Source organism: Bacillus sp. FSL K6-0972 (genome assembly GCF_037976035.1).
Lineage (GTDB): Bacteria > Bacillota > Bacilli > Bacillales > Bacillaceae > Bacillus > Bacillus haynesii.
In genome coordinates this window covers 337,527-353,729 of sequence record NZ_CP150260.1, presented here as the reverse complement: position 1 = coordinate 353,729, position 16,203 = coordinate 337,527, and the positions used below count along the sequence as shown (strand labels likewise).

General features: G+C 44.7%; 15 protein-coding genes. 7 read left to right on the top strand and 8 right to left on the bottom strand.

The annotated features are described in order from the left end of the window. Positions 1–78 precede the first annotated feature (78 nt). Positions 79–642, top strand: coding sequence for a PadR family transcriptional regulator (locus MKX80_RS01950; RefSeq protein ID WP_154998090.1), 564 nt, complete (start codon positions 79–81; stop codon positions 640–642). Next, positions 635–1,117: a DUF4188 domain-containing protein gene (locus MKX80_RS01945; RefSeq protein WP_154998088.1), complete on the top strand. Its 483-nt coding sequence runs from the start codon at positions 635–637 to the stop codon at positions 1,115–1,117. Before MKX80_RS01950 ends, MKX80_RS01945 begins: the two co-directional genes overlap by 8 nt. Before the next feature lie 33 nt (positions 1,118–1,150). Here MKX80_RS01945 and MKX80_RS01940 read toward each other — a convergent pair whose 3' ends face one another. Continuing rightward, complete coding sequence (locus tag MKX80_RS01940; protein WP_268324716.1) at positions 1,151–3,046, bottom strand: DUF2207 domain-containing protein; 1,896 nt, start codon at positions 3,044–3,046, stop codon at positions 1,151–1,153. A 115-nt stretch (positions 3,047–3,161) separates the two neighbouring features. Next, entirely contained in the window at positions 3,162–3,749 is a 588-nt protein-coding gene (locus tag MKX80_RS01935; RefSeq protein WP_154998084.1) for a TetR/AcrR family transcriptional regulator, read from the bottom strand. A gap of 150 nt (positions 3,750–3,899) precedes the next feature. Between MKX80_RS01935 and MKX80_RS01930 the strand changes: the two genes are divergently transcribed. Both MKX80_RS01930 and MKX80_RS01925 read left to right on the top strand, forming a co-directional pair. Continuing rightward, entirely contained in the window at positions 3,900–4,787 is an 888-nt protein-coding gene (locus MKX80_RS01930) for an ABC transporter ATP-binding protein (protein ID WP_182069387.1), read from the top strand. Beyond that, positions 4,784–5,596, top strand: coding sequence for an ABC transporter permease subunit (locus MKX80_RS01925; RefSeq protein WP_154998080.1), 813 nt, complete (start codon positions 4,784–4,786; stop codon positions 5,594–5,596). Before MKX80_RS01930 ends, MKX80_RS01925 begins: the two co-directional genes overlap by 4 nt. 51 nt (positions 5,597–5,647) lie before the next feature. Here MKX80_RS01925 and MKX80_RS01920 read toward each other — a convergent pair whose 3' ends face one another. Then, a complete protein-coding gene (locus MKX80_RS01920; RefSeq protein WP_182069391.1) occupies positions 5,648–7,006 on the bottom strand; it encodes a C40 family peptidase in 1,359 nt (452 codons plus the stop codon). Positions 7,007–7,388: 382 nt separating this feature from the next. Here MKX80_RS01920 and MKX80_RS01915 point away from each other — a divergent pair, with 382 nt between their 5' ends. Then, entirely contained in the window at positions 7,389–7,973 is a 585-nt protein-coding gene (locus tag MKX80_RS01915; RefSeq protein ID WP_268324719.1) for a hypothetical protein, read from the top strand. A 141-nt stretch (positions 7,974–8,114) separates the two neighbouring features. Here the strand turns inward: MKX80_RS01915 and MKX80_RS01910 are convergent, their stop codons facing one another. After that, positions 8,115–8,543: a cell wall hydrolase gene (locus MKX80_RS01910; protein ID WP_154998105.1), complete on the bottom strand. Its 429-nt coding sequence runs from the start codon at positions 8,541–8,543 to the stop codon at positions 8,115–8,117. A 155-nt stretch (positions 8,544–8,698) separates the two neighbouring features. Here MKX80_RS01910 and MKX80_RS01905 point away from each other — a divergent pair, with 155 nt between their 5' ends. Continuing rightward, entirely contained in the window at positions 8,699–9,550 is an 852-nt protein-coding gene (locus tag MKX80_RS01905; protein ID WP_268324721.1) for a sulfurtransferase, read from the top strand. Between the two features lie 53 nt (positions 9,551–9,603). Here the strand turns inward: MKX80_RS01905 and MKX80_RS01900 are convergent, their stop codons facing one another. The 3 genes from MKX80_RS01900 to MKX80_RS01890 form a co-directional block, all read right to left on the bottom strand. Next, positions 9,604–11,001 carry a YcdB/YcdC domain-containing protein gene (locus MKX80_RS01900; RefSeq protein WP_216930720.1) on the bottom strand — a complete coding sequence of 466 codons (1,398 nt, stop codon included), beginning with the start codon at positions 10,999–11,001 and terminating at the stop codon, positions 9,604–9,606. 86 nt (positions 11,002–11,087) lie between these two features. Next, positions 11,088–11,918, bottom strand: a complete 831-nt coding sequence (locus MKX80_RS01895) for a DUF1835 domain-containing protein (protein WP_268324723.1) — start codon at positions 11,916–11,918, stop codon at positions 11,088–11,090. A 163-nt stretch (positions 11,919–12,081) separates the two neighbouring features. Then, complete coding sequence (locus MKX80_RS01890; RefSeq protein WP_154998070.1) at positions 12,082–12,855, bottom strand: glucose 1-dehydrogenase; 774 nt, start codon at positions 12,853–12,855, stop codon at positions 12,082–12,084. A 171-nt stretch (positions 12,856–13,026) separates the two neighbouring features. Here MKX80_RS01890 and MKX80_RS01885 point away from each other — a divergent pair, with 171 nt between their 5' ends. Beyond that, positions 13,027–13,977 (top strand): serine protease, encoded by a 951-nt coding sequence (locus tag MKX80_RS01885; RefSeq protein ID WP_339227835.1) that lies wholly within the window; start codon positions 13,027–13,029, stop codon positions 13,975–13,977. A gap of 58 nt (positions 13,978–14,035) precedes the next feature. Here MKX80_RS01885 and MKX80_RS01880 read toward each other — a convergent pair whose 3' ends face one another. Then, positions 14,036–16,117 (bottom strand): glycosyl hydrolase family 18 protein, encoded by a 2,082-nt coding sequence (locus MKX80_RS01880; RefSeq protein ID WP_268343162.1) that lies wholly within the window; start codon positions 16,115–16,117, stop codon positions 14,036–14,038. Positions 16,118–16,203: the final 86 nt, after the last annotated feature.

The following is a 16,203-nucleotide window of genomic DNA, read 5'->3' as shown; positions in this document are numbered from 1 at the left end:
GCGATTGCACGAAGTCATCGTGTTTGATATGCTGTATCTAAAAGATATATATCAATTAGATATATAAAGGCGGTATGTATGACAAAAAGAAATCACACGACTTATGCGCTGCTTGGATTGATTACGGCCGGCTACCGAACGGGTTACGAAATGAAACGAATGATCGACCAAAGTTTAAATCATTTTTGGAAAATCAGCTACGGCCAAATTTATCCCGCGCTGCGCCAATTAACAGAAGCAGGCTGGGTCGCTGCATCTCCGGCGCTCTCGGACAAAAAGCCGGACAGAAAAGAGTACCTGATTACCGATGAAGGTCAAAAAGCGCTGCAGAGCTGGCTTGAAGAACCGATCAATGGCATCGCCTCAGAAAAAAACGAATTTTTGCTGAAGCTGTTTTTCAGCAAGGAAGAAGAGCGGGAGAAAACCGCTTTGAAAGTCAAGGAGTACCAACAAAAGCTAGAAGAACGGCTTGAGGCATATCAAGCAATCGAGCAGTCAATTCTTTCATGCAGCACCCATTCAAAGGACAGAGAGTACTGGCTTTTCACTTTGGATTATGGAAAACGCACCACTTCGGCCGGAATTGAATGGTGTGAAGCCACAATCAACCGGCTGAATGGAAAGGAAGGGACCAATGGGTAAAACGATCATCAACAAGCCTTTTACGGCCGCCCCTGAAGATGAAGTCGTTGTATTTGTGATCGGGATGAGAATAAACAAGTGGCATGCTGTTCATAAATGGTGGCCGGTTTTTACCGCCATGCCCCCTATGATAAAAGAGCTTCATCAAAACAAAGACCTCGGCTTTTTGGCAATGGAATCATGCATCAATTTCAGGACGATTTTTCTCATTCAATATTGGCGTTCTTTCGAAGATTTGACAGCATATGCAAAGGGTGATAAACATATGGCGGCTTGGCGCCGTTTTTATCAGAAAACTGCCGCATCAGGAGCTGTCGGCATCTATCATGAAACGTATACAGTTCCAAAAGGGCGCTATGAGGCTTTTTACCATAACATGCCGATGTTCGGCTTGGCAAAAGCGTACGGACATCAACCTGTCACCCATAGAACCAAGACGGCTGAACAGCGAATGCGGGGATCTGAAATAAGCTAAAAGAGGCTATCGCAATCGATAGCCCCTTTCAACTTAAAAAGCTCCTGCCCCGTCGCTCCCGCCCGCTCCGGGACCGCCTGCATCATATGCCCCGGCGTGCTCCTGCGAAGACGGCAGCTGCCAGCTGTAAAACGGATAATGCAAACAGCCGGCTGCGGCCATACCCAGTACAGGGGAAGCGTAATCAAGCCTGTTTGCTGATTGATTGAGCCACACGGCAGAATCATCCTCAACCTCAAGCACAATTGCATAGATCATCGTCTTTTCGTTTTGAGACAGGCTTCTCCCTGAGAACAAATCTTCTTTTCTCAGATGGTTTCTCCAGGAAAGAATCGATCTTCGGCAGATGGAGGCATACCTGTTTTCTTTCACGGCCGGAATGAAAGCAATTAATAAAATGGACAGCCCGACACATATGCCGTAATACAAAATGGTGTGAACGCTGTCAGTAAAAACAGACGCCAAAAACAATCCGGCCAAAAACAGAGTCGTATACAGCTTTGATTTCGCAAGAACAATGCCTGCCGACAGCGCAAAGCCAAATATGACGCAAGCCGTCATGAATCCGGCCGGATGCACCACATCTGCATACAAGATAAAGAGCAGGAGCCCGGTATGGACAGAAAGCAGTGAAAGCGACAGCATTCTCAGCCAGCGATTTTCTTGAAACAGCTCCTTAAATTCAGGCGCTTGTCTGACGCTTTCCGTCCATTTTTGAACCACGTTTTGAAGAATGATCCTCTTTCGTTCATATTTGCCCAACTGCTCCTTATGCTTGCATTCCTCCTCAGTCGGCCCGCTAAGGGAATCCAGCCTGAACATATAGGTATCGCTGCCCGTTTGCTCAAAAAGCTTTTCGATTAAGAGCTGATCAGGCTTTGGCAAATCCGCCTTGCTTCCGGAAAATTCGAATTGGTATGTGTCATCAGGCGCCTTAGGATCGTGGAGAAACCTCTCTTCCGCCTGCACCTTCCGCATAGTGACCAACCCCCGCTGATAAAGCGAAAGCAAGCCGGCAAGGAGATCACGGTCTGTGAAACGGCCTTTTTTGTAAAGAAAAGCGACAAGCACAGGATCAAAGGACTCGAGTTCTTCAAACGAAAGCATGACACGGCGTCTCTTCCTCAAAAACGAAAGCATGACAGCCATGATGACCATGAACCCGACAATCCCCGAAAATATCCAAATCATCCTGTCAGCGCCGGCAATCCGTTCATCCCGATCTGCGTAGCGTTTCGCCTCGTCTCTCTCCTCCTTCAGCAGCTCATCTTTCGTCTGATAAGAAGGGTGCCGAACCGCCTCCTTCAAGGCGCTTTGCGGAAAATATATTCTCAGTTCGGAGCCCGTGCCTGCGCGATAGAGTTCTGTCTCGTAGGTGACTGATGAATCGTTCACCTTCGTAATCTTTCCGTTTCCTTTTTCACGCAAAAACGCATGAATATCCCGCGCCTTTACCGAATCAGGCAGGTGCACTTCAATCTTTACGCGGCCGAAATCCGTATTTGCCTTTTGGTAAAATGAATGGATCAAAATCGACGTGTCTTCAAACTTTTGAGCGGCATCTTCGATCACATAGCGAAACATTACATTTTTCGTTTCATCCTTTGATGCCGAATAAGCAAAATAAGTCCCGTCTTCTTTCTTTGTCTTTAACGGGATGGCTTGATCGCCCTTTCTCTGGTGATCCGGAAGGAGATAGGCTTTAAAATTCTTCAAACGGCTCGCGGTTTCTTCGCTGAACGATCTTGTCGCCCCTTCAAAAGAACCTTTAAAATCGTATGTGTAAACTTCCTCTACGCTTAAATCACCGTTTTCTTTTACTGTTGCGCGTATATCAGCCCGCTCGATCGAGAAGGATTTGCCTGCTTCAGAAAAACCTGTGACAAGAAAAAAGGCAATAAACATAAAAAAGAAAAAGGAGTGCTTCATCGTTTAGTAAATCCTTTCGTTTTTTGTATCTGCCTTATATACGGAAAAGCAAGGAAATTGTTTCAGCGGTTCACAGAAATGACAGAGATGACAATTTTATTCTAAAAAAACACATCTACGGTCTGCCGCACAAACCATAGAAGAAAATGTGCATCATTTCCTCTGTAAACTGCCTGTTTTGTTCAAAGGCTTCACCCAGAGTTTTTGAATGTTCAATGATCATATTCATAAAGATGAGAAAGCTTTCCGCGGTGATTTTAGGAGAGATTTCACCTGTCCGATGACCTTCTTCAATCATTTGGAGCATAAGGGGAATGATTTTTTCATCGTATTGCCTCTTTACATAATCCATTATTTCACTGTCTTCGATCATCACCTCTTTGATGACCGTTAAAGCGAATTTTTGATTATTGGCTTCCCTTTTCTGCAATATCATCAATTCAATCTTTTCTTTAACCGAAATATCTTTGTTCATATATTCTTCAAATTCGCTGATAGAATGATCGATATAGTCTTTGAAAACCTCTTTCAGGAGCGCTTCTTTGCTTCCAAAGTAATTATAAATCGTCACCTGCGAAACATTTGCCTCTTTTGCAATATCGGTTATCCGGATGCGCTTTGGCTCCCATGTTTTGAGCATTTCCAAAGCCGTTTTTTTGATCTTCTCTTTAATCAGCAATGCCCTTTTTTCAAATCCGTTCATATAACCATCCTTACTTATCTTTCTTAATGAAATTATAACATATAAATATTTCACTAATTTTCGTTGACAAAAAAGTTCATAAGAACGTAAAATAAATTATGTAATTTTCAATCATTATTATTTCATAATTTTCATTTCTGGAGGTGTCACATGCTGACAGTTGAACGGCTTACGAAAAAGTTTTCCAACGGTAAAGGTATATTTGATGTTTCATTTCATGTTCGAAAAGGTGAAGTTTTCGGGTTTTTAGGGCCGAACGGAGCCGGAAAATCGACAACCATTCGACATATCATGGGGTTTATGAAGCCTGATCAAGGCGATATCAAAGTGAACGGAATGAACGTCTTGAATCATCAAGGCGACATTCAGCGGCATATCGGCTATCTTCCCGGAGAGATTGCGTTTATCGAAGGCATGACGGGAAAACAATTTCTCGATTTCATGGCAGACATGCACGGCTTAAAAGATACAGCTAAGCGCAATGAACTCATCGAACGGCTCCAGTTCGATGTTCATACTCCGATCAGAAAAATGTCGAAAGGAATGAAGCAAAAGGTCGGGATTGTCGCCGCTTTTATGCACAACCCCGAAGTCATCATTCTTGATGAACCGACATCAGGCCTCGATCCCCTGATGCAAAAAGTGTTTATTGAAATCGTGCTCGAAGAAAAAGCGAAAGGAACGACGTTTTTAATGTCTTCCCACAGCTTTCAGGAAATCGAAAGAACCTGTGACAGAGCCGCCATTATAAAAGACGGCATCATCATTGCCGTCAAGGATATTCATGAACTGCAGTCGATGCAGCGAAAAGTATTCGAAGTTACATTTGAAAACAAGGGCGACATTCCCGCCTTCATGAATTCGGGTCTGCAAATCGAGTCCCGGACGGAAAATCGTGTCAAAGTAGCCGTTTTAGGGAACCATGATCAATTTATTAAAGAAACAGCCAAATACCATATTCGGCATATTGATGCTTCTTCACAAAGCTTGGAAGAAATTTTCATGAACTACTATGACAGAAAGGAGACAGTGAAATGAACTTCTCCCTGTACAAACAAATGATGAGAACAAACATGAAAGGAATCATGAGCTACGGAGTAGGCTCCGCTTTCTATATCCTTTTGATACTGGGCATTTATCCAAGCATCGCGGGCAATGCGGAGGATATTGAGAAAATGATCAAATCGATGCCGGAAGGCTTTCTCAATGCTTTTGGGTTTGAAAACGGACTGGGGAATCTCGAAGATTTTATGTCTGGAGAGTATTACGGATTAATCTTTATCGTGATTTTGTCGATCTTCTCTGTCATGCTGTCGACAAAGCTTTTGGCAAAGCTCGTGGATCAAGGATCAATGGCATATATTCTGTCTGCGCCGACAACGCGCGGCAAAGTGGCTTTCACCCAAGCAGCCGTTTTAACGACAGGCCTATTGATCATTATGGCCGTGACGACAGCGGCCGGACTGGCTGGTTACCATTTGATGCTGGACGGTGATTACGATTTTAATGTGTCAAGGTTTCTCGTTCTGAACTTGGTCGGCTTTCTGCTCTTCTTTGCAGTCGGCGGCATTTCGTTCCTCTTTTCGGCCATTTCAAATGACGAAAAAAGGGCCCTCGGACTTTCCGGAGGCATCACGTTTTTATTCTTCAGCTTCGACTTGCTCGGGAAATTAAGCGAAAAGACGGAATGGCTGAGGAGCCTGTCGGTTTTCTCTTTATTCAGACCGGGCGATATTGTGAACGGGAGCGCCGACATCGCTCAAGTGTCTTTTGTTCTCGCCGCAGTCGGTTTTGCCGCCTTCGCACTCAGCATTCTCATCTTTAAAAAGCGCGACTTGCCGCTGTAATATAAAAACGCCGCTCCCGATCAGGAACGGCGTTTGTTTCTGTATGATATTTTATTCAACGACCCGTCTGACAACTCCGTTGAATTTTTGCTTCCAGTAAGAATTGCTCATAGAATCGACGGATACCCCGCGTGAGCTGTTATCGTTCAAGAATGTGCCATTGCCTAGATAAATACCAACGTGGCCGTTCGTTTTGTATGTGTCAAAGAAGACCAAGTCTCCGCGCTTCATTTCAGACGCGCTCACAGCTCGTCCTTTGCCGACAAGCGTGCTTGTTGTCGCACCGAATCCAAGCTCTACGCCTGCTGATGCATAAGCCCAGCGCACGAATGATGAGCAGTCGAAACGACGGTTGTCGATATCAGCTTGTGTGCGTCCGCCTCCCCAATGGTACGGAGATCTGCCGACGATGCTTGAACCTGTGCTGATGGCAACTTCAATCGCATTTCCATTGCTGCTTACAACAGAACCGGAAGAGTAGTGTCTTGACGGGCTGCTGCTTTTCTTGCTGCTTGAAGAACCGCTGTTGGACGATCCGTCAGATTTGCTGACTGAACCTGAACTTGAGTTTGATGAAGATCCTGAATCAGACTTTTCAGCCGTCGCAGATTCTTCTTTCGCTTTTGCTACTGCAGCCGCTTCAGCTCTTTCTTCTTTAAGTTTTTGTTCAAGAGCGGCTTCCTCTTTTGTCAGAGAGCCTGCTTCTTTTTTCAGATCGTTCAGCTCTGATTCTGCTGCCGCCTGCTTCGTTTGCAGCTGCTTAGAAAGGTTCGCCTGTTCTTTCAGCTGTTTATCAAGATCCGATTTAAGCGTTTTTAAATCGGCTAATGTTTTTTGGATTTCATCCAGTTTTGTATTTAAGTCAGACATTGCTTTTTCAAGCTTGTTTTTATCTTTCTCCTGCTCATCAAGCAGGTCTTTATCCGCATCAACAATTGTTGAAACAGCAGTTGCACGAGTGATAAAATCTCCGAAGCTTTGTGCGCCCAGAAGGACATTCAGATAGTTTTGGGATCCGCCGTTTTCCTGCAGGCTGCGCACGCGATTTTTAATCACTTTTGAACGCTCTTCAATCCGCTTTTCGGTTTCTTTGATTTCTTTTTTCAGAGCTTCCACTTCTTTTTTCGTTTTTTTGTTTTCTTTTTGCTTATCTTCGATTTTGTTGCTTGTTTCAAGTGCTTTTTTATCAAGCTCTTGGATTTTGGCTTCAAGCTTTTTCTGCTCTTCTTGCAGCTTGGCGATTTCTTTTCGCTTGCTCTCGATGCCTGAGTTCACTTCAGAGCGCTTTTGCTGAATTTCTTGTTTTTGCTGAGATGTTTCTGCCGATGCTGTGTTGTTCATAAAGGGCGTAAATAGACTAGCTGTTCCGAGAATCGACGCTAAACCAAAAGTATAAACCTTTTTCTTCACTTTCTACTCCTCTTTCCTTTATGTATTCTTGTTTTTTCATTATGTGAATTCGATCGAACATTATGAATAAATGAATCTTCCATTCTTACGACCTATGACAAAAATATCCGAACTGATGTACAGACGTTATTATACCATCTATTTTCGACAATTAAAGCCAAGTTTCTTTACAGTTACATTACAAATTGAAAAGGTTGTAATACTCCTGAATTTTTTCTCTAAAATTGTCGTTCCCAATTGTTAAGTTAAGTTATCTCATAGGAAAAGTATATATGCAACATAAAACATTTTTTAATTATTTTAACTGGTTTTTTTTGTAGATTATATTGTTTTTTAGATATATATGGGATATTCTTTTTTTTATCAAAAGGAGGAATTTACCTTGAAAAAATTATTAGTTTCTTTATTTACAGTTTTTATTTTAGCACTTGCTTTTAGCGCTCAATCTGCAAGTGCAGCGTACAAATATCCAAATGGGAAGGCAGCACAAGTTGGTGATATTTTAGTAACTAGTGATGGAGCTCTTTGGGGATTAGTCGGGCATACCGCTATTGTTTCAAGTCCAAATCAAATCATGGAGATAACCGGAAAAGGCGATCACCCTACTAATAAATCTATTTCAAATTGGTTTAAAAAGAAAAATAGACCGACTAAGGTTGTCAGAATTAATAATAAACATAAAGCTGAACTAGCAGGTTATTGGGCACATATGTACAACCCAAAAGCTACATATGGCTTTGTAAATGGAATGAATTTCGAGCTTTATAATACTGAAAAAACTTATTGTTCTAAAATTGTATATCAAGCATATTCTATAGGTTCTGGTGTATTTCCAACAGCTGAATTAGTTGCTAAACAGGATGCGATAACACCATATTTCTTCTTATATAAAGGTAATTGGCCTTCAAAATATAATCCTAAATTAGTTTATAGCAACGGCATGAAAGGAACAGGAACAATTAAATAAAAGAATACATAAAAAATCTATCCTGTTCTTTTAATAAAGTTATATAATTAACATTACCGAGTTATTTTTATATTTATATAAAAGTAATATTTAAACAGCAAAACATCCCTTTTCAAAATCCGTTGAAAAGGGATGTTTTTGTTAAAACGTATTATAGACATTCTCACACTCTTCTGCTGTCGGCTCATAAAAACAATGCGATTTAAAGCGGCCGACATGCGGCTGATCATACCACTGTGCGGGACACGCCCCCGCCGGTCTGAAATACCACAAACTGAACTTTGCCGGCCAAAGCCGCTCTCCGTTAATCGCCCTGCGCGCCAAGCGCTTTTCACTTTCCCGTGCCCTTTGATAGAAATAACCGTGCGTCACGGCTTCAAAGGCATGCGGCTGATGGATCATCTGCGGAATGGTGCGAAGTCCCACAAAGTCGGAACAGTTTGCCCTGATGCGGTTGATTCCGACATTTCCGACCATAAGCATTCCTTGCACGCCTTCGCCTTCAGCCTCCGCTCTCAAAAGTCTGGCCAAAAGAGCGATATCTTTAGAAGAAGCCTGAACCACTGCCATTTTAGTCACCCCCATGATGTCGTCACCTTTATCATATTCTGTTTCATTTAGGTGATGACGATTTCGGGATTTATCTTTGACACTCCCCATAAAAGAAAGCTATTCTTCTATTATCAGAATTGAGAAAAAACAAATGAGAACGGAGGGATCACGAAATGTCAGCAGTGAAGAGCCCTGAATGGGTATACAAACGATTAATGGAAAAACCGGATCAAACGGTTATTGTCGATGTAAGGTTTGATTTGACAAAACCGGAAGAAGGCCGGAAAGCGTACACGAAAGGCCATCTGCCTGGAGCCGTTTACATGGATTTAAAAGAGGATCTGTCGCGCAAGGTGGAAGAGCACGGCGGCAGACACCCGCTTCAAGCCCCTGACCATCTGGCCGCAAAGCTTGGAAAAATCGGCATTGACCGGCAAACAGATGTCGTTGTCTATGATGACAGCGGCGGCATGTTTGCGGCGCGCTTTTGGTGGCAGCTTCACTACCTCGGGCATGACAGCGTCTATATTATGGATGGGGGTCTGTCCAATTGGATCAAATCGGGCTATGAGATGACGGCCGAGGTTCTCCGTCCTATCCAGCGCGAATTTAAGCCGGCGCTCAGAGAAAACGAACTGCTTGATGCCGGAGAAGTGCTGAAACGAATCGGCAGAAAAGGCTCCATCCTGATCGATGCGCGTGCCCCTTCCAGATACACCGGGGAAACCGAGCCTCTCGATCACCGGGCCGGCCATATTCCCGGTGCCAAAAACTTTTTTTGGAAAGGCAATCTGACCGAAAGCGGATTATGGAAAAGCAAAGAACAGCTCAGACAGCACTATGCTGTTTTGGAGCCGGGCAGTGAAATCGTCGTCTATTGCGGATCGGGCGTATCAGCCTGCCCGAATGTGCTCGGCCTAAAAGAAGCCGGATTTGAAAATGTGAAGCTGTATGCCGGCAGCTGGAGCGATTGGATCAGCTACCCCGACCATCCGATCTCCACTGGAACCGAGGACGACGTCTGATCTTACAAGAGGCGGCGGCCGGGGGCTTTTGCGCCTCAGCCAGCCGCCGTTCATTACATGTTTTTGCTCATAAACGCCTTTCCGTCATGGGCATCGATAAAGTACGGGTATACCGGCCGGTAGACAAGCCTGTAGAAGTCATCCTTTTCCCGACTGTAATCCCTTTCCCATTGCAGCTTCACATCAAATGACGATGCAAAAACGGCTTTCGCTTCTTCCTCTGAAATGGATGGCGAAGGACTCAGATCGGCCAGCGCTTCCGGCTCGATTTCCGGACCGTGATAACCGACGACCCTGCCGGTTGTCCGATTAACACTGATATTGGCAGAGCCAAGCCTTAACGGCACCCCTTTGTATTGAAGATCAAATTGAAAAAAAGCGTTTGGCCTGTCCCCGTCATTTTCCGCCGGATGCATTCGAAAAAGCTGATCAGCGTCCGGATAAAGCTTGTACAAAAATTGCAGCGCCCGTTTCAAGCAGTCTTCCCCGCTCAAGGCAAGAGAGCCTTCCGATTTGATGAAAGAAGCTATTCCTTTGAGCTTCCCCGTTTTTTTGTCTTTCATAATTTTCAACGTATTTTGGTTCCATGTTTCAAAGTAGCCGGCTATACTCCGGTCTCTCGGCTGAGGGTCGTTTCCCAGGCGCCATACCGTTCCAGTTGACTCTCCCATATCGGTTTCACGGATTTTCCGCATCGAACGAGTAAAGCCAATCATATCATCGATATCAGCATGACGGTCATCCTCAGGCAGCAAAGGGAGCGGCAATGTTTCCTCCTCATCCTCGTCATCCGCCGCAGGCTTCATATGGCGTTTTTCCGTGATATCGGCGGGATAGCTGAAAAATGGCAAGTCAGCTTCGTAAATAAGATGCGGGCGATCATCTCCCCCTTCATAAAGTTCACTGCGGATTTTTTCGACCGCCAATTCGAATTGAATATGTTTAAGATAATCGGCTGTCACCGATTGTTTATCAGCGATCTGCTTTGGAATGGAGAAAGAGCTCGTTCCGCCGTTATAGCGAAACTCCATCACCTCTCCGTTCTTGGCGACCCGGACATAAAAGCCCGTTTGCGGAAGCGGCAGCTCAAGGACAGTCTGGACATACGTAAAACGGACGAATTGTTCTGTTTCCCTCTTTTCATGGAAAACGAATTCATGTGACGCATTCGGGTAATGCTGTTCTGTAAACTGAAGGGCGATTTGCAGCAGCCTTTCCTCCGGAAGAGATTCCTCGACCACCGGTTCATACTCTTTTGTCAAACTGATTAAGCGGCCGTGATGATCTAACTCCACCGAAATGTCCCGCTCCGGCTCTTCAACGTCCTGCCAGGCGAAAAAAGCCCGGCTCTCTTTTTCGTACTTTTCTCCGTAATCTTCGATCATGAGCTGATAATGTGAGGGAACCTTACTGATGGATTGCGCTTTTTGTTTTAACTGTTCACGAACCAAATCCTGTCTACCTCTCTTTCATTTTCTTCTCCTTATGTATACGAAATATACCATTAATCGTTTCATGAAAATTGAGATAATTGGATTTAACTGGTGAACTTACATGGCGATTTTAACCTGACACTAAAGTATCTCATTCCTGTTGGTACGCCTTCCATCTCAAAAATACCTTTGCGGATCAGCTCTAAAATACGGTACTCGATATATTCATCTCCGATGTTTTCCTCCAGATGGCCAATGACCTCGCCGACCAGGCGGGGACAGTTGATAAAGGTTTTGGCTGAACGGTTTTTTTGAAGCTGTGCCAGCTTGCCGATTATGAACGAATCATAAAAATCCTCCTTCACGCTTTTGATTCTACCGTCATCCCATACTCGTAACACGCTTGTCTGCTGAGACAGCGCTATCCATTCCTCTGCAAGGCGCCGTCTTTCAGCGGCTGTCAAAGCCGCCTGATCCCCTTGTTCATAAATGAATCTCAGTTTTTCATCATTCAATTCACCAGAACTTCGGGTATGGGGAAAGTACTTCGACGTATTCAGATGGAAAACAGCAAGGTTCATTTGCCGAAGGATATAGTGTACAAACCTCAGGCCCGTTTGTTCATGTGCATGATCACCCGTCCACATAAAGACGGAGGCTTGCTCATGAATACGGCTTAATGCAGAAACCGCATCTTCAAAACGGCTGTATATCTCTCCAAGCTCGTGAAATCGGTCATTCAGATGCGTTTTCAGCCATTGATAACGATTGACCCTGCCTTCTTTGACTTCCAGCTTTTGAAGCGGCCCGATGGAAAATAATTCAGGAAGAACGATCAGACTCTTTTCCTGGATTCCTCCCAACTGTTTGAGCATCATGTTTATACTGCCGCCAGCAGACTCGCCGAAGGCAATGTGAACGACATTGTTTTGCATGATAATCTCCTTTTTATTTAAAGTTGTGATAGCATTAAAGCTATTAAACTCATCTTTTTAACTATTATATACAAAAACAGGATATAAAAGGTAACATAATGAAAAAGCCCCCATTCCGCCATTCGAAAAAGGGCAGAACGGGAGCTGAAAAAAACAGGCTTTTCTATTCCAGCTGTGATGGATACAGCGTCATGCCGCCGTCAACGAACAAAGTCGCGCCCGTTACATAGGCGGCTTCTTTCGACACAAGCCATGCCGCTGCGGAAGCCACTTGTTCAGGCTCGCCAAATTCGTTCATCGGTATCTTTTTCAGCTGTGCCGACTTGCGGCTTCCCTCCAAGTCTTCATTGCTTTCGGTCGCAATCGTTCCCGGCGCGATCGCGTTGACGCGGATTCCTTTGTCCGCGTAGTCAAGGGCAAGCGTTTCTGTTAACAGCTTCATTCCGCCTTTTGAAGCGGAGTAATGAACATTTTTCGGTCTCGGGATTTGCTGATGAACGCTCGATATATTGAGTATGCTTCCTTTCATGTGGCGGTCCGCCATATATCTTAAGGCTTCCCGTGCGCCGAGAAACGCACCGGTTAAATTAACGTCGATCACTTTCTGCCATTCATCAAGCTCAAGTTCGTGCGGGAAGGCGCCTGCGCCGTTAAATCCTGAATTATTGACCATGACATCAAGTGAACCAAAGTGTTCAACTGCTGAATTAATCAGCTTTTTCACGTCCTCTTCAGAAGACACGTCAGCTTCTACCGCAAGCGCGTTTCCACCCGCTGCTTGAATATTGTCGACGGCTTCCCGTGCGCCTCCGGGATCGCTGTGATAATTGACAACCACATTCATCTTTTCTTTTCCAAACCTTTCTGCAACCGCCTTGCCTATACCTTTTGAAGAACCGGTCACAATTGCTGTTTTTCCTTTTAAATCACTATACAACCTAAACCCCCCTCAATTTCTTTTCTTCATGTACATTACCCGGTATCAATATGATCAAACAAAATGTTAACACACGCCTTTAGTATGATCTTTTTTAAACATATGGAAAATTCAGAATTATTTTGTTAATATCTAACTTGTACTTACAACAAAATAAGGAAGTGATACGATTTGGTTAGTAAAAAGAGTGTTAAACGAGGTTTGATCACAGGTCTCATTGGTATTTCTATTTATTCTTTAGGTATCCACCCGGCCCAAGCCGCATCATCGCCTCATACTCCTGTTTCAAGCGATCCTTCATACAAAGCGGAAACATCGGTTACTTATGACCCAAACATTAAGAGCGATCAATACGGCTTGTATTCAAAAGCATTTACAGGCACCGGCAAAGTGAATGAAACAAAAGAAAAAGCGGAAAAAAAGTCACCCGCCAAAGCTCCTTACAGCATTAAATCGGTGATTGGTTCTGATGATCGGACAAGGGTGACCAACACAACAGCATATCCGTACAGAGCGATCGTTCATATTTCAAGCAGCATCGGTTCGTGCACCGGATGGATGATCGGTCCGAAAACCGTCGCAACAGCCGGGCACTGTATCTATGACACATCAAGCGGTTCATTTGCGGGTACAGCCACTGTCTCGCCGGGACGGAACGGGACAAGCTATCCTTACGGCTCTGTTAAATCAACGCGCTACTTTATTCCGTCAGGATGGAGAAGCGGGAACACCAACTACGATTACGGTGCAATTGAACTAAGCGAACCGATCGGCAATACTGTCGGATACTTCGGATACTCGTACACCACTTCATCACTTGTCGGGACAACTGTTACCATCAGCGGCTATCCAGGCGATAAAACAACCGGCACACAATGGCAGCATTCAGGACCAATTGCCATCTCCGAAACGTATAAATTGCAGTATGCAATGGACACGTACGGAGGACAAAGCGGTTCACCGGTATTCGAACAAAGCAGTTCAAGAACGAACTGCAGCGGTCCATGCTCGCTTGCCGTACACACAAATGGAGTATACGCCGGCTCTTCGTACAACAGAGGCACCCGGATTACAAAAGAGGTGTTCGACAATTTGACCAACTGGAAAAACAGCGCCCAATAACACACGAAGACAGCCCGCTTCCTTTTGGAACGGGCTGTCACATCTAACTGCTGCATACTTAATTTCCTTTAAGCCTGTACTTTTTGCCATCTATTGATATCGTGAAATTTGAAGGACCGCTGATCGGCAAATAATAGACAAGCTGAAACTCCGCTGTCTCGCCCGGTTTAATGGTCTTCCGGCTTGATAGAGTCACTCCGATACGGTGATAATCTCCTGTCAGTCCCCCAATGTTCGGTCCCCTATGCCCTTTAGAAATCACTTCAACCTGATCGCCGCTCCAGCTTCCAAACCGAGGGGAAGTGGATGTCGGCACATCAAATTCGATAACAGAACCTCCCGTAATCGTGTCATCGCTGTTATTGATCAGCTTCATTACCGGGTGGATCGGGTAATTTTGATCTCCTAACGGAAAGTTCGTCAACTCTATGTCTACATCCAGTGATTCATCAGGCAAAGGCGATGTGCTGAGCCGATTATCATATGGTGTTGTATCTGAGAATTTGTGATATAGCGTTCTCGTTAAGGTATTGCCGATATCGTATTCTCCTTTATTGCCGTTTCGTTCGGGATACCAGTCATAATCACCGCTCAAATCCCAAAACATGACACCCCCGATTCCTTTATCAACGACATAATCAGCCTTCGTTTTGATCGATTCCTCATCTTCTGTCGATAGAAACACTTTCTTTTCTGGATTCCAAAGCCAAGGCGCTGCCAGCCCTGCGTCATAATGCCTTTTATAAGCGCCTGTCAAATCAGCCTTGCTCAATCCATACCTTTCCAAATAAGAACCGGCAATGCCCTTTTCAAGGTTTTTGGCGTGCCACATCGGGTTTGTCCCTGCTCCAATTTCATTCCCCTGTTCATCTTTATCGTGCCAAATATTATCGATTCCGGTTGCTCCGTCACCGCATTGCCTGAGTCCCTGAGGACAATCTGTACTTTTGGCTCTTCCCCACAACCCGTTTACTCCGCCGTTCACATTCTTCCAGCCTCTCGTATAATAAGGAACACCGATATTGATTCGCCCCGATTCTACTGCCCCTCTAAAATAATGGTAAGCCCAGTCCGTATTTAAATATCCGATCCCTTCGTATTCCGGCGTAGTATAAATGTTGGCCTGCTTGAGTTCGGCATCTTCGCCGTTATCGAATAAAGAAGCGTTCGGTCCGACAAACTCATTCCAGGCTCCATGAAGATCGTAGGACATGATATTGACATAATCGACATATCGAAGCGGCTTAAACGTTTCCATCCCCCTTAGTAGATATGCCGATGATGGCGCTGCAATGGTCAGCATGTAGTACTTTCTATCTTCAGCGGACGCTTGATCAAGCTTTTCTCTTAATATTTTTATCAATGCCTCAAAGCTTTTATTTAACCCCTTGCGCCGCGGATTGGCGGTGTTCCAATCTGCCGGATTCCCTGCATCCTGCATCGATGTAGGGTACTCATAGTCAATATCGATTCCATCGATCTCATATTTTCTGAGAAACGCAACGACCGATTCTGCAAAGGTGTGAATACCCTTGTGGTTTACAGATCCGTCTCCATTCGTTGTCATCGAGTAAAAGCCGCCGCTTGGAATTCGCTTCCCGTCCTTGTCAACATAACCGCCGGTTTCGGCCCAACCGCCGACAGCCGCCAACACTTTTACATCCGGGTATTTCTCTTTATATTGATGAATAACGTTAAAATGCCCCTTATACGGCAAGGTTTGATCCATTTTTACATCGGGATGCTCCGGCCAGGTCATCCCGATAGACGGGTTGTTCTCATCTGTCTCATCTCCGACTGAAATCCGATGATCTTCCCCGATGTGGGCAAACGCATAATTAATGTGACTCAAGTACTTCCAGGGGATATCGTTTACTAAATAACGATCTTGATTGCCTTTTCCTGTACGCCAGCTCGTAAAGTACCCGATGATTCTCCGATCTAACTGATTGGCTAGCTTTTCACGGCCTTCCTGGTCGTATACATCGCAATACGGCACATGTTCAACGCCTGAGTCCCAAAGCCCTTCCGGACGGCAGTCCGGTTTTTCGTTTGAAGTCTCTGCGGAAATGTGCCCGTTCGGGATAAAAAGCGCGAGGAGCAGCATACAGGATAAAAAAGATGAAGCGGCTATCTTCATGTTTATTCAGACTCCTTTGTCCATAAAGAGAGACGTGAGAAGCTTTTTCCCAAATCTCTCTTTACCGTTTTCTATCCATTGGACTT